Annotated in this window: 17 protein-coding genes; 8 read left to right on the top strand and 9 right to left on the bottom strand. The window is 71.2% G+C overall.

Annotated elements, in window-relative coordinates; translation table 11 throughout:
• Positions 1 to 59: 59 nt before the first annotated feature.
• The 3 genes from RR3_RS11895 to RR3_RS11885 are packed head-to-tail and all read left to right on the top strand — an operon-like array spanning position 60 to position 2,077.
• Entirely contained in the window at positions 60 to 800 is a 741-nt protein-coding gene (locus RR3_RS11895) for a TetR/AcrR family transcriptional regulator (protein ID WP_040270853.1), read from the top strand.
• 41 nt (positions 801 to 841) lie between these two features.
• A complete protein-coding gene (locus tag RR3_RS11890; RefSeq protein ID WP_010592136.1) occupies positions 842 to 1,186 on the top strand; it encodes a DUF4873 domain-containing protein in 345 nt (114 codons plus the stop codon).
• A 30-nt stretch (positions 1,187 to 1,216) separates the two neighbouring features.
• Positions 1,217 to 2,077 carry a PPK2 family polyphosphate kinase gene (locus tag RR3_RS11885; RefSeq protein WP_010592137.1) on the top strand — a complete coding sequence of 287 codons (861 nt, stop codon included), beginning with the start codon at positions 1,217 to 1,219 and terminating at the stop codon, positions 2,075 to 2,077.
• Positions 2,078 to 2,090: 13 nt separating this feature from the next.
• Here RR3_RS11885 and RR3_RS11880 read toward each other — a convergent pair whose 3' ends face one another.
• Positions 2,091 to 2,312, bottom strand: coding sequence for a hypothetical protein (locus RR3_RS11880; RefSeq protein WP_010592138.1), 222 nt, complete (start codon positions 2,310 to 2,312; stop codon positions 2,091 to 2,093).
• Positions 2,313 to 2,445: 133 nt separating this feature from the next.
• Here RR3_RS11880 and RR3_RS11875 point away from each other — a divergent pair, with 133 nt between their 5' ends.
• The gene (locus RR3_RS11875; protein ID WP_010592139.1) at positions 2,446 to 2,934 is read left to right on the top strand and encodes a DUF6328 family protein; all 489 of its coding nucleotides are present in this window, start codon (positions 2,446 to 2,448) and stop codon (positions 2,932 to 2,934) included.
• Positions 2,935 to 2,940: 6 nt separating this feature from the next.
• Here the strand turns inward: RR3_RS11875 and RR3_RS11870 are convergent, their stop codons facing one another.
• On the bottom strand, positions 2,941 to 3,855 hold the full coding sequence (locus RR3_RS11870) for an SDR family oxidoreductase (protein WP_371851033.1): 915 nt from the start codon (positions 3,853 to 3,855) through the stop codon (positions 2,941 to 2,943).
• 74 nt (positions 3,856 to 3,929) lie between these two features.
• Between RR3_RS11870 and RR3_RS11865 the strand changes: the two genes are divergently transcribed.
• Positions 3,930 to 4,943, top strand: a complete 1,014-nt coding sequence (locus RR3_RS11865; RefSeq protein WP_064065789.1) for an iron-containing redox enzyme family protein — start codon at positions 3,930 to 3,932, stop codon at positions 4,941 to 4,943.
• A gap of 61 nt (positions 4,944 to 5,004) precedes the next feature.
• Here the strand turns inward: RR3_RS11865 and RR3_RS11860 are convergent, their stop codons facing one another.
• Complete coding sequence (locus tag RR3_RS11860) at positions 5,005 to 5,418, bottom strand: DUF5709 domain-containing protein (protein WP_064065790.1); 414 nt, start codon at positions 5,416 to 5,418, stop codon at positions 5,005 to 5,007.
• Between the two features lie 165 nt (positions 5,419 to 5,583).
• Between RR3_RS11860 and RR3_RS24905 the strand changes: the two genes are divergently transcribed.
• On the top strand, positions 5,584 to 5,739 hold the full coding sequence (locus RR3_RS24905; RefSeq protein ID WP_003937495.1) for a DUF6131 family protein: 156 nt from the start codon (positions 5,584 to 5,586) through the stop codon (positions 5,737 to 5,739).
• 112 nt (positions 5,740 to 5,851) lie between these two features.
• Here the strand turns inward: RR3_RS24905 and RR3_RS11850 are convergent, their stop codons facing one another.
• The 6 genes from RR3_RS11850 to RR3_RS11825 form a co-directional block, all read right to left on the bottom strand.
• The gene (locus tag RR3_RS11850) at positions 5,852 to 6,061 is read right to left on the bottom strand and encodes a CDGSH iron-sulfur domain-containing protein (protein ID WP_040270934.1); all 210 of its coding nucleotides are present in this window, start codon (positions 6,059 to 6,061) and stop codon (positions 5,852 to 5,854) included.
• Positions 6,062 to 6,137: 76 nt separating this feature from the next.
• Positions 6,138 to 6,779 (bottom strand): HemK2/MTQ2 family protein methyltransferase, encoded by a 642-nt coding sequence (locus tag RR3_RS11845; RefSeq protein WP_017681235.1) that lies wholly within the window; start codon positions 6,777 to 6,779, stop codon positions 6,138 to 6,140.
• 102 nt (positions 6,780 to 6,881) lie between these two features.
• Entirely contained in the window at positions 6,882 to 7,253 is a 372-nt protein-coding gene (locus tag RR3_RS11840; protein WP_235435230.1) for a hypothetical protein, read from the bottom strand.
• Between the two features lie 63 nt (positions 7,254 to 7,316).
• Complete coding sequence (locus tag RR3_RS11835) at positions 7,317 to 8,912, bottom strand: phytoene desaturase family protein (RefSeq protein ID WP_017681237.1); 1,596 nt, start codon at positions 8,910 to 8,912, stop codon at positions 7,317 to 7,319.
• Positions 8,909 to 9,367, bottom strand: a complete 459-nt coding sequence (locus tag RR3_RS11830) for an SRPBCC family protein (RefSeq protein ID WP_017681238.1) — start codon at positions 9,365 to 9,367, stop codon at positions 8,909 to 8,911. Before RR3_RS11830 ends, RR3_RS11835 begins: the two co-directional genes overlap by 4 nt.
• A 35-nt stretch (positions 9,368 to 9,402) precedes the next feature.
• Positions 9,403 to 10,482 (bottom strand): NAD-dependent epimerase/dehydratase family protein, encoded by a 1,080-nt coding sequence (locus tag RR3_RS11825; RefSeq protein ID WP_010592148.1) that lies wholly within the window; start codon positions 10,480 to 10,482, stop codon positions 9,403 to 9,405.
• Between the two features lie 72 nt (positions 10,483 to 10,554).
• Here RR3_RS11825 and RR3_RS11820 point away from each other — a divergent pair, with 72 nt between their 5' ends.
• Together RR3_RS11820 and RR3_RS11815 are read left to right on the top strand one after the other, a co-directional pair.
• The gene (locus RR3_RS11820) at positions 10,555 to 11,193 is read left to right on the top strand and encodes a DUF2231 domain-containing protein (RefSeq protein ID WP_082900273.1); all 639 of its coding nucleotides are present in this window, start codon (positions 10,555 to 10,557) and stop codon (positions 11,191 to 11,193) included.
• Positions 11,194 to 11,267: 74 nt separating this feature from the next.
• The gene (locus tag RR3_RS11815; RefSeq protein WP_064065791.1) at positions 11,268 to 12,242 is read left to right on the top strand and encodes a PfkB family carbohydrate kinase; all 975 of its coding nucleotides are present in this window, start codon (positions 11,268 to 11,270) and stop codon (positions 12,240 to 12,242) included.
• Positions 12,243 to 12,246 lie beyond the last annotated feature (4 nt).

Genomic DNA, 12,246 nt, shown 5'->3' with positions numbered 1-12,246 from the left:
CCGGCCGCGTGGCCCCCTCTAAACTGGACGGACGATCGAGCGAACGGATGTGCCACCCAGTGCCGAACCACCGAGTTCCCCAGCCCCCGTCCCCGACCGACACGCCGGTCCCGACGGCCGCCGCGCCGACCAAACAGGACGGCCGCAAGCGTCGCTGGCACGAACACAAGATCGCCCGGCGCGAGGAACTCGTCGACGGCACGATCAAGGCGATCCGGTCCCGCGGACGCGACGTCGGGATGGACGAGATCGCCGCCGAGATCGGTGTCTCCAAGACCGTTCTCTACCGGTACTTCACCGACAAGAACGACCTGACCACGGCGACGATGCTGCGGTACGTGGAGACGATCCTGGCGCCGCGCATCTACGCGGCGGTGGCCGAGGACCTCGACGAGTACGACCTGACCCGGGTCGCGATCGCCACCTACGTCGAGACCGTCGCCTCCGATCCCGAGGTGTATCTGTACGTGATGACCAACAGCGCCGCGGCCGGGCGCGACGTCGTGGCCGACTCGGAGCGGATGATCGCCGAGCTCGTCGCGACGGTGATCGGTGAGCGGCTGCGGCACCTGGAGATGGACTCGGGCGGGTCCGTCCCGTGGGCGTACGCGATCGTGGGCGCGATCCAGCTCGCCACCCACTGGTGGATTTCCAACAAGTCGATGTCGGCGGAGGACCTGACCGACTACCTCACGATGATGACCTGGGGCGGCATATCCGGGATCGCAGCCGTCGGCGGCTCGCCGGCCCGCTTCAAGAGCCGGCCGCACCCGCTGCTTCCGGACGCCGGCACCCCGTGACCCTGTTTATGTAACTGACGTTTACATGTAAGGTCGCGGGCATGTCCGACCCACACGACGACGAACCCGACGGCTACCGCGGCCCCGCCGAGGTCACCGTCGGCGAGCAGCACGCCACGACGGAGGTCCAGCTCTCGGGGGCATTCGACCCGATCAGCGGCCGCTACCGCTGGCGGGGGCGTCTCCGCGGACTCGCGGCAGCCCTGCCGGGCACCGACCTCTCCCCCGGCACCGACGTCCACCTCACAGTGCCCGGACCCGACGGCCCCGTTCCGGCGATCGCCCGGATCACCGAGACGGACCTGTGGGGCAGCCACATGGTCGACGGGATGTCGGCTCCGCCCTACCCCACCCGCCCGGACGACACCGAGCTCGAACTCGGCTGATCCGGCCACGGGATGTGGCACGCTCGGCAGATGACCGTCAAGAGCACCGATCCGTGGCAGGCGCCGGCCGTCGAGGTGCTCCGTGCCCACCCCGGGACCAGGGTCGCCGACATCGAGACGAACGGAACCCCGGGCTTCACCGGCGACAAGGCCACCGGCGAACGGCTCATCGAGGAACGCGGGGCGGTGCTCTCGCGCCTGCAGGAGATGCTGTTCGCCAACGGACGCTCGGGGGACCGCCGGTCAATCCTGCTGATCCTGCAGGGCATGGATACCGCCGGCAAGGGCGGCATGGTCCGCAACGTCATCGGCCACGTGGATCCGCAGGGCGTCGACCACACGTCGTTCGGTGTACCCACGCCCGAGGAGAAGCGCCACCACTACCTGTGGCGCATCCACAAGGCGCTGCCGCGGGCGGGACAACTCGGGGTGTTCGACCGCTCGCACTACGAGGACGTGCTCGTCGTGCGGGTCCGCAACCTCGTGCCCGAGAGCGTGTGGAGCACCCGGTACGACGAGATCAACCAGTTCGAGCGTGAACTCGTCGACAGTGGGACCACGCTGGTCAAGGTGGCGATGTTCGTCTCGCTCGACGAGCAGAAGCGCCGCCTGGCCGAACGGCTCGAGCGGCGGGACAAGCACTGGAAGTACAACCCCGGCGACGTCTCCGAACGCACGCTGTGGCCCGCCTACCAGGAGGCGTACCAGGCGATGCTGGACAAGACCTCGACGGAGCACGCCCCCTGGTATGTCGTGCCCTGCGACCGCAAGTGGTACAGCCGCATCGCCGTCATGGAACTGCTCGTCGACGCGTTCGAACGCCTCGACCTGGACTGGCCGGCAGCCGGATTCGATGTGGAACTCGAGAAGCGGCGCCTGGCCGAGGCGTGAGACGGCGGAACCGTCAGAACAGGTGCGGTGTCTCGCGATGCAGACGATGGTCGTGATGGACGGTACTACCGATCATCGCGATCGCCGACGCCACCGCGAGGACGCACACCGCGCCCGCGACGAGCGCCCACCCGCCGTTGCCGGACCCCGCGGCGTAGAGGAAACCCGCAAGACTCACGATCGAGACCAACGCGAGCATGTAGCCGGTCCATGCGACGAACAGATTGAGCTTCATGACCGCCCTCCTTTCCTCGGAGCGACGTTGTCCCTGGTGGAGCCGACAGTACCCGTACAGTGACACAGGTCACAAGAGGACGGTGGTGCTACCGGGGAGGTTTGACGAGCGCCGTACGGGGCATGCCGAGAGAGTGCAGCCCACAGCGGTTCCGAACGAGGACTGGAACAAGCGGGTCCGGCACGAGACGCCCGTGCAGCGACTGGACCGGAACTGGTCGAGTCTGCTGCAGGAGCTGCGCGTCGTGCAGACCGGCGTCCAGCTCCTCACCGGCTTCCTGCTCACCCTGCCGTTCCAGAGCCGGTTCGACGAGCTGACCGGCTTCCAGCGCGGCGTCTATCTCGTCACCGTGCTGGCGTCGATCACGGCCACCATCCTGCTCGTCGCCCCCGTCGGTATGCACCGCCTGCTCTTCCGGCAGCGCCGCCTCCCGGAACTGGTGGTCACGGCGCACCGCTTCGCCATGGCGGGCCTGCTCCTGCTCGGGGTCGCGATGGCCGGCGTCGTCGTGCTGGTCGTCGGGCTGGTGGTCAACACCGCCGCCGGCATCGCCGGGGGCATCGTCACGGTCGTGCTGTTCCTGACCCTGTGGGTGGCCTACCCCTGGCGATACCGACGCTGACCCGGCTCAGCCCGGCAGCGTCTCACCACCGATCGGTGCGAGCACCTCACCGCTGTAGTACGACGACATCGTCTCGGAGGCGAAGAACACGTACGAGGGTGCGATCTCGTCCGGCTGCGCCGCCCGGCCGAACGGGGCCTGCTGCCCGAACGTCGCGACTTTCTCCGCATCCATGGTCGCCGGGATCAGCGGCGTCCACACCGGTCCCGGCGCGACGCAGTTGATGCGGATTCCCCGGTCCTGGAACGACTGCGCCAGCGAGTACGTCAGCGCGAGCACCGCACCCTTGGTGGCCGAGTAGTCGATCAGCGACTTGTTGCCCCGCAGACCGTTGATGGAGGCGGTGTTGATCACCGCGGAACCGCGCGGCAGGTGGGCGAGCGCCGCCTTCGTCACGTGGAAGTAGCTGTCGATGTTCACCGCGAACGTCCGCCGCCACTGGGCGTCGTCGAGTTCGGTGAGGTCGTCCACCGGCTCCTGGTACGCGACGTTGTTGACCAGCAGATCGAGGCCGCCGAGCGCCGCGGCCGTCTCGGCGACGACCGCCCGGCAGTGGTCCGCCGCGGCGAGATCTCCCGGGAGGAGGTGGCATCGACGACCCGCACGCCGCACGAGGTCCGCGGTGTGCTCGGCGTCGTCGTGCTCGTCGAGGTAGGCGATCGCGACGTCGGCGCCCTCCTTCGCGAAGGCCACCGCCACCGCGCGCCCGATACCGGAGTCACCGCCGGTGATCAGGGCCTTGCGGCCGGCGAGCAGGTCGCGGCCCCGATAGTTCCGCATCTCGTCGCGGGGCTGCTCGGCCATGTCGGCCGTCTCACCGGGGTAATCGATCGTGTGCGGCGGGCGCTCGACATCCTCGCCGCCGGATGCAGTCCCGTTCTCCACGTCGCTGTTGTCACCGTCGCTTTTTTCACTGTTCATGTCCGGGCGGATACCCGCCCGGACCCGCCCCACACCCGGCGTTTCGCACGAATCGGGTCCGGGTATCCGCGCACATGCCTGCGAATTCTGCGACCGCCGTGCTGCAGTCCGCCGCCCTCCCCCGGGCCCGGGGGCCTGTCTCCCGGCAGGTGATCGAACGGCTCGCGCGTCCGGCCGACACCGGCCTCTGGCCGATCGAGGTGGCCGGGACCGACCCCTACGGCGAGGATGCCCAGCTGGCTCTGACGGTGTTGTACGAACTGTCCTACCGCGGGTTCGACGGGGTCGACGCCGGCTGGGAATGGGCGCCGGGCCCGCTGGCCGTCCGAGCCGGTCTCGAACGGCTCTTCCTGGACCGGCTGCGCGCCGACGTGCCGTCGGGCGACGATCCCCAGCGGGTGTTCGACGACCTGTGCCGCGAACCCGAGGACGCGTGGGGCGTGTCCCATCACATCCGTGACCGGGGCACGTGGGAGCAGGTGCGCGAGTTCTTCGTCCACCGGTCCGTCTACCACCTCAAGGAGGCCGACCCCCACTCGTTCGCCATCCCGCGGCTCACCGGCAGGGCGAAGGCGGCGCTGGTGGCGGTGGAGTTCGACGAGTTCGGCGGCGGCCGGGCCGAGCGCATGCACTCGGTCCTCTACTCGGACCTGCTCGCCGCGGCCGGTCTCGACACGGGATACCTGGCCTATCTGGACCGGGTGCCCGCGGAGACGCTCGCGACGGTGAACTTCATGTCCCTGTGCGGACTGCACCGCGCGCACACCCCGAAACTCGTGGGCCTGTTCGCCTCCGCGGAGATCACCTCCTCGCCGATGGCGCGCCGGATGGCACGCGGCCTCGAACGCCTGGGCGCGCCGGACGCGTGCATCCACTTCTACACCGAGCACATCGAGGCGGACGCGGTGCACGAGCAGGTGCTCCGCTACGACGTGGCGGGTGATCTCGTCGAGCGCGATCCGCGCTGTGCCGGCGACGTCGCGTTCGGCGCAGAGGCGATGGAATACCTCGAGGGCCGGCTCGCCGCGTACCTGCTCGAGCGGTGGAAGAACGACGAATCGTCCCTGCTCGGCACCGGATCCGTCTGAGCGTCCCTCCGGCCGATATCCGGCCCGGCATCCGAGTTCTCGGGTGCCGGGCCGTCGCCGTTCAGTCCTCCCGGCGGGAATCCTCCTCGTCGATCAGGTGCACGGCCGCTTCCTCGGCGGACGCGGCGCCCCCGTCGATTCCCACGTCCGTTCCGAACAACTCGGCGTCCTCGTCCTCGGCGGTGCCCTCGTCCGGCGCGACGAGACGCCCGGCGCGCGTCCGGCCGGCCTCGGCGACGGAGCTGCGGAACTCGCTCTCGCCCTCGTCCTCCCGTTCGGGCTCCTCCTCACGAAGCCGCTCGTCCAGGGTCTCGTGCCGGTCGAGGCCGACAGGTCGTTCCATCGGTGAGAATCCCTCGTCGAGGACGTCGTCGACGCCGCGGTCGATCAGGGAGTCCTCCGGCTGCAACTGGTCCTCGTCGTCGACGCTGTACTCGCCCGGGACGCTGTCCCCGGGGTTCTCCGAAGTAGGCATGCCCCAGACAATGCCATCGGGACCGTCGGCGCGCCACGAATCGACGGGAAGTACCTGCTGTCCACCGGTGTGAGGTTCGTGAGGTTTCGGCACATCCGATGCGGGTATCCCCTCGGCAAGGCCCGGATCCGACCGGCAACGGGCACCGACAGCGAGGTGACACTCATGATCATTCTGGGTTTGATTCTGCTCGTGGTGGGTTTCCTCACCAACATCTCGATCCTGTGGACACTCGGGATCATTCTCCTGGTGGTGGGCGCAATCCTGGCGATCCTCGGAGCGACGGGCCGGGCTGTCGGCGGCCGGAAGTACTGGTATTGACGCGTGACGTGTGACGCGTTGCGGGGCGGGCGGTTCCTCAGGAACCGCCCGCCCCGCTGTGTGCGTGCCGTGCGCCAGGGGCCGGTCGACGTGGACCGGACGTGGACCGGACTCAGCGCGGATCGCGCCGGGGCCGACGGTGACTGGTGTCGCACAGCGGGTACCGCTCGCTGCGACGGCACCGGCAGATCGCGACGACGAACCGGTCCGATTCCACCTCGTCGCCGTCCTCGGCGACGATGCGCACCGGACCTTCCACCAGGGCGGGACCGCCGCGGACCAGCCGGACGACCCTCGGCTCCTCCGCCGCGAGACCCTCCACCCGCAGTCCCGGGCACAGGCCGGGCACAGCGACGCCCCCGGGGGACGTGTCCCGGGGGCTGTCACCCGTGGCTACCTCACGGGCAGTGTGTTCGATCGGCACGGATCACCACCACTTCCTCGGTGTCGACGCCGGCAGGCAGCTCGTAGCGCGTCCGCAGATATCCGGCGCGGCTGCGCATCACGGGCCCGAACGGAATCCGGCGCCGGGCGACGACGGAGGCCTTGAGACCGGCGTCGCGCAACCGGACGAGCGTCTCGTCCACCCCGGAGAACTCGGAATGCACGACGAGAGCGAAACCGCCGGGAGACAACAGGTTCGGCAGTCTCCGACACAGCGGGTCCAGCACCGCCCGGCCGTCGGCCCCGGCATCCCAGCGGGCGTCGCCGGAATCGGCGTCGTGCGGAACGTAGGGCGGGTTGGACAGGACCACGTCGAACGGTCCGTGCCGGCCGGCCTCGTCCAGCCCGCCGCGCACGACGCGGATCGGAAGCTTCCGCGACCTCGCATTGAGGCGCGCCGCGAGGACCGCGCGGGGGGCGATGTCCAGTGCCGTCACGGACCCGGCTCCGGACATCGCCGCCGACACGGCGATGAAGCCTGTGCCGGTGCAGAAGTCGAGCACCTTGGCGCCGGGGGGTGCCGCAGCACGGTCGAGCGCTCCGGCGAGCAGATGCGAATCCTCCTGCGGGCGGTACACACCGGGCAGTCGCCACACCCTCCTGGGCGCCGGCACGTTACCGGACCCCGGCTGTGACGGCACGGCCCCCGTAGGTGGACCGGGCGAGGGACACGATGAATTCCGGGCGAGACGTCGTTGTCATACGTGGGAGTACCCCTCCGGGACGCCCCCCGAAACCCGGTGCCGGCGGAAGGCGGTGGCGGTGGCGGTGCCGCGTCGCGACACCGCGGCTCCGTCCGGTCGAGTGCGGACCGCCGAGGACCGCGCCGGATCCGGCTGTCCGGCGGCCGGTGCCGAGGTCAGCGAACCGAGCATGAACGACAGGCCCGCCGCCACGGCGAGTCCGGCCCCGACGCCCGTGAGTGCGGAAGCGGAGAGCACACCCACACCGACGGCGGCGATCACGCAGATCCCGGCGGCGAGGGCGGCGACTCCGCCTTCCACCTCGCGCAGCGCCTGCGGCACGAGCGACGGGCCGTGTACCTGCCGGATCGGTGTTCCCACTGGCATTCCCATGCCTACTGATACCCGTTCGGCGGACTGCTCAATCGCGTCGGCAACGGCATCGGGAAATCAGCTGCGCGTCAGCACGTCCGAGATCGCCTCGTTCAGCCGCCGGCGCAGCCTGCCGCCCACGCCGTGGTCACGCAGGGCTGCGCGGGCCGCGTTCCACCCGCACATGCCGTGCACACCGCCGCCGGGGTGAGTCGACGATCCGGCCAGATACACGCCCTCGACCGGCGTGCGGGGACCACCGAAGCCGGGCAACGGCCGGAACACGAGCTGCTGATGGATCTGAGCGGTGCCGCCGTTGACCGCGCCGCCGACCAGGTTCGCGTTGGCGGCCTCGAGGTCGCGGGGACGCTGCACGCTGCGGTGCACGATCGAGCTCAGCACCCCCGGAGCGTGTGCCTCGAGCTCCGCGTCGACGCGCCGGGCGAGCTCCTCGGCGGAGGCGTCGTCGGCGACACCGCGCGGCAGGTGGGTGTACGCCCAGGCGCTTTCCGTCCCCTCCGGGGAGCGGGCCGGATCGGTGGTGGTCATCTGACCGAAGATGATGAACGGGTGCTCCGGCACGCGGCCGGTCGCCAGGTCGGCCGACCAGTGCACGAGACCGTCGGCGTCGGCGCCGAGATGGACGGTCCCGGCCGTCGCGAGTGCCTGCGAGCGCCACGGAATCGGCCGGTCGAACGCGTAGTTCACCTTCACGACGGGTGTGTCCCACTCGAAGCGCCGCAGGTCGTCCCGGACGGCGGCGGGCACGGCGTCCGCGGGCAGGAGCGAGCCGAACAGCGCCGGCGCGGACACGTCGGCCAGTACCGCCCGCCGGACCCGGACGCGTTCGCCCTGCTCGGTGCGGACCTCGGTCACCCTGCCGCCGCCGACCTCGATGCCGGTGACCTTCCGGCCGCACAGTATCCGGGCCCCGCTGTGTTCGCCGCGACGCGCCAGGGCCGCCGCGAGCTCCCCGGCCCCGCCCTCGGGCACCGGATAGCCCACATCCTGCGCGAGCATGGTCAGCACGTACCCCATGATTCCGCTGCCCGCCGAGTCGACGGGAGTGTCGGCGTGCATCGCGTTGCCGAGCAGCAGCAGCCGCGCGTGTTCGCCACCGAACAATTCCTCGGACATCCGGCGCGCCGGCAGCGCCAGCATCCGGACGAAGCGCAGAGCGTCCGCGGTACCGAGTCGGCGGATCAGCCCCGCCGGGCCGCGCACGGGCGGGAAGGGTTCGAACAGGGCGCTCAGGAACGGTTCACGGATGTCTTTCCACTGCTCGGTCAGCCGGATCCAGGTGCTGCCGTCGCCGGGATGCCGCCGTTCGAGTTCGGCCGCGGTCTCGGTGACGTCCGGGAAGACCACCGCGGCGTCCTCGTCGTGCGGACCGGCGGCGTGCCCGTACACCCTCGGCGCCCGGCGCAGCCGCAACCCGTGCGAGGACAGGTCGAGCGCGCGGAAGGCCGGGGAGGCCGCCGCGAGGGGATAGAAGGCGCTGAACAGGTCCATCCGGAAGCCCGGGTGCAGTTCCGCCGTGCGGACTGCGCCGCCGACCTCGTGCTGTTCCTCGAGCACCAGGACGTCCCACCCGGCGTCGGCGAGCACGGCCGCGGCCGTCAGGCCGTTCTGACCGGCGCCGACGACGACGGCATCGACGGTCTCGGTACTCACTCGCCGACGCCCTTCGGCTCGGTGGCGCGTTCGGCCATGAGGACGAGCCGGCGCAGGCATTCGATGTTGCGCGGCAGCACCAGCCGGGCCTGGATCGCATCGGGAACGAGCTGACCCGGGCCGGCGGCGGCCTTCTCCGCCATCTCGATCCGGCAACCGCCGGGTCGCTCGTGCAGGCGCATGGTGATCTCGGCCTGTCCGGCCGGCCACGCCCGCGCACGCAGCTTCAGCTCCTTGCCGGGAACCGACTCCACCACCTCGGTGTGGTCGTTCAGCAGGGCGGGCCACACCCCCACCGAGTGGTGGATGCGGCTGCCCACCGCCGGCCACGTGTCGTCCACCGCCCGGATCCGGGAGGCCCCCACCACCCAGCTCGCGTACGACCAGCCGTCGGCGAGGACGTCCCACACCTGCTGCGACGTCGCCGTGGTGTCGCGCTGCGCCGTCTCACTCATCCCGATACCCTCTCTCGTCGCTCCGCCGCGAGTGGTCACGGCGGCACGCGGCGCCCGACGGTCCCCCGCCCGAGCAGGGCGCTCATCGTCTCGAGCGGTCCGCGACTGCGCAGGACCGGGCTGTCGGTGCCGGCCTCGGCCTGCATACCCGCAATGGCCTCGCGCCACACCCGGGGACCCGGGACGGTCGGTTCCCAGTCCAGGTCCCGGCGGGCCCGGTCGCAGTTCAGCATCGGGGTGTTGTACGCCAGGTCGATCCAGCCACCGGCGATCGGTTGCAGGTGGGCCTGCCAGGTCGCCTCGACGACGGCACGCAGTACCTGCCGCGGCAGCGGGACGGCCCGCGCCCCGAACGCGCCGGCGATGTCGGCCGCCCGCAGCGGTTCGGGCGTCGCGAGGTTGAACACCCCCGGTGCGCGCCGCTCCAGAGCGACGTCGAGGGCGGCGGCCACGTCGTCGGCGTGCACGGCGGGGATCGTCGTTCCGGGGTCCACGGGCAGCAACGGTAGGTGACGGAGCACCAGGTCGGGCACGTATCCCGGCACCGCGTAGCGTCGCAACGCACTGCCACCCGCGTACTGACCGATGAATCCCGGCCGGAACCGGGTGACGGTCGGCGCCGCGGCCGCGTCCGCGACGCGTCGGTCGAGCAGCCGCTCCGCCGCGACCTTGTCGACGCTGTACGCGCACGAGTCGATGCCGGTCGCGGGCCACGACTCGTCGACCGCACGGCCGTACGCCCCGGCCGCGTACACCGCAGCCGAGGACATGTGGACCAGATGCCCGACACCCGCGGCGAGGACGGCGTCGATCACGGCTGCGGTGCCGTCCACCCCGGTGCGGCGCAGGTAGTCCCGGCGGTGCGAGGGCTGGAAGCCCCAGGCCAGGTGCACGACGGCGTCGGCGCCCTCGACGACCGGGCGCAGCCTGGTCCCGGCGTCGGGCGCGGCGAGGTCGATGCTGTGCCAGGTCATCTCGCCGTAGGGTTCGGTGGCCGGGGGCACGCGGCGGGCGACGGCGACGATCTCCGGCGGTTCCGATCGCAGAGCGAGTCGTCGCAGCAGGGCGGTGCCGACGTTGCCGCTGGCGCCGGTGATCACGATGCGCTGTCCCATGATCGCAGGAGTTACCCCACCGGGCTGCGTCGTACACCCGTCGTGGCAGGTTTCACCCGCTCGGGGACGGGTATGCCCGTGGGCATGACGGGCTCGCAGATGGAGATCCTCTATTCCGGGACGGAATCGGCGACGTGGCTGGACGGCCCCGCCGAACTGTTGGGCAGGCAGCTCTCGCGGCTGGCGGACACTCCGGTCGGCGCCGTGCTCCACGGGACGCCGGTGGGTCACCCACTGCATCCGGCACTCGTGACCGTGCCCATCGGGGCATGGACCGCGGCCGTCGCCTTCGACGCCCTGCGGCAACCCGAGGCCGCGCGGCGGCTGATCGGGCTCGGACTGCTGGCGACTCCGCCGACGGTCCTGGCCGGCTGGGTCGACTGGGTGCACACCGACACCGTGCAGCGCCGGGTCGGGCTGATCCATGCGGTGGTCAACGGCACCGGAGCGGCCCTCATGGCCCTGTCCTACCGCCGCCGACGGCGCGGGCGCACCCCCGGCGCGGTGACCCTCAACGCCCCCGGCGCGGTGACACTCAACGCCCCCGGCGCGGTGGCACTCAGCGCCGCCGGCGCGGCACTGATCGGGCTGGGTGGCCTGCTGGGCGGTCACCTCGCGTATTCGCTCGGCGCCAACGTGCGCCCGGCCGAGGTGCCGAACGCTCCCGCCTACGATCCCGTCCTCGCGGGCTCGCCCGACGGAACAGCCTGACGGGCCGACACCGCCATCCGAACCGCACGCCCGTCCCCACGGGCGGCGCGTCCACCTCTCTCCGAAGGATCCGCATGACTCCCCCGCCCCGAGACGGCAGCGACGACAGTGCCCCCTCCGCCTTCGTTTTCGCTCCCACCCCGCTGCTCACCGTGACCATCGAGTCGTCGCCGTCCGACGTCCCGGAACTGCACATCCACGCCGGCGGGCAGGGGTTCTGGATTGCCCGCATGGCAGCCACCCTCGGCCTGAACGTGCGGCTGTGCGGCACCTTCGGTGGCGAGACCGGTCCCGTCGTCAGCGATCTCATCGCACGCGAGGGAGTGTCGGTGCGGCCGGTGGTCACCGCCGGGCAGAACGGCTCGTACGTGCACGACCGTCGCGGCGGCGAGCGCGAGGAGATCGTCGAGGTCCCGCCGCCGACACTCAACCGGCACGAGGCCGACGACCTGTTCGGTGCGGCACTGTCCGAGGGTCTCGACGCGGACGTGGCGCTGCTCGGCGGCCCGCACTGCGACGAGGCGATACCGCACGACGTCTACACCCGGCTGGCCGCCGACCTGACCGCGATGAACGTCCCCGTCGTCGCCGATCTGTCCGGTCCGACGATGACCGCGGCGCTCGAGGGCGGCCTCAGCGTGCTCAAGGTCAGCCACGAGGATCTCATCGAAGACGGTCGCGCCCGGTCCGACGACGTCGACGACCTGATCGCCGCGATGAAGGAACTCGTCGCCCAGGGGGCCCGGAACGTGGTGCTCTCCCGTGCCGGCGACCCGGCGCTCGCGCTCGTCGACGACGAACTGATGGAGATCGTCTCGCCGCCGCTGAACATTGCCGACCACCGCGGCGCCGGCGACTCCATGACCGCGGGGATCGGAGCTGCGCTGGCTGCCGGGCGGCCCCTCGCCGAGGCCCTCCGGCTCGGGGCGGCCGCGGGCGCCGTCAACGTCACCCGGCACGGGCTGGCCACCGGGCAGCGAGAACTCGTCGCCAAGGTCGCCGAGAGCGTCGAGGTCCGGCCGTTCGCGAAGGGGAAGAAGGGGAGGTAGTCAC

It is taken from the genome of Rhodococcus ruber NBRC 15591 (assembly GCF_001894945.1).
In the GTDB taxonomy this organism is placed as follows: domain Bacteria; phylum Actinomycetota; class Actinomycetes; order Mycobacteriales; family Mycobacteriaceae; genus Rhodococcus; species Rhodococcus ruber.
This window is presented reverse-complemented; position numbering and strand designations above follow the sequence as displayed.

What these genes read in the sequence shown, in the direction of transcription:
- RR3_RS11870 (WP_371851033.1), bottom strand. Translation starts at nt 3,855, where the DNA reads ATGAACAGTGAAAAAAGCGACGGTGACAACAGCGACGTGGAGAACGGG.
- RR3_RS11830 (WP_017681238.1), bottom strand. Translation starts at nt 9,367, where the DNA reads ATGAGTGAGACGGCGCAGCGCGACACCACGGCGACGTCGCAGCAGGTG.
- RR3_RS11890 (WP_010592136.1), top strand. Translation starts at nt 842, where the DNA reads ATGTCCGACCCACACGACGACGAACCCGACGGCTACCGCGGCCCCGCC.
- RR3_RS11860 (WP_064065790.1), bottom strand. Translation starts at nt 5,418, where the DNA reads ATGCCTACTTCGGAGAACCCCGGGGACAGCGTCCCGGGCGAGTACAGC.
- RR3_RS11880 (WP_010592138.1), bottom strand. Translation starts at nt 2,312, where the DNA reads ATGAAGCTCAATCTGTTCGTCGCATGGACCGGCTACATGCTCGCGTTG.
- RR3_RS11815 (WP_064065791.1), top strand. Translation starts at nt 11,268, where the DNA reads ATGACTCCCCCGCCCCGAGACGGCAGCGACGACAGTGCCCCCTCCGCC.
- RR3_RS11825 (WP_010592148.1), bottom strand. Translation starts at nt 10,482, where the DNA reads ATGGGACAGCGCATCGTGATCACCGGCGCCAGCGGCAACGTCGGCACC.
- RR3_RS11865 (WP_064065789.1), top strand. Translation starts at nt 3,930, where the DNA reads ATGCCTGCGAATTCTGCGACCGCCGTGCTGCAGTCCGCCGCCCTCCCC.
- RR3_RS11885 (WP_010592137.1), top strand. Translation starts at nt 1,217, where the DNA reads ATGACCGTCAAGAGCACCGATCCGTGGCAGGCGCCGGCCGTCGAGGTG.
- RR3_RS11820 (WP_082900273.1), top strand. Translation starts at nt 10,555, where the DNA reads ATGCCCGTGGGCATGACGGGCTCGCAGATGGAGATCCTCTATTCCGGG.
- RR3_RS11840 (WP_235435230.1), bottom strand. Translation starts at nt 7,253, where the DNA reads ATGCCAGTGGGAACACCGATCCGGCAGGTACACGGCCCGTCGCTCGTG.
- RR3_RS24905 (WP_003937495.1), top strand. Translation starts at nt 5,584, where the DNA reads ATGATCATTCTGGGTTTGATTCTGCTCGTGGTGGGTTTCCTCACCAAC.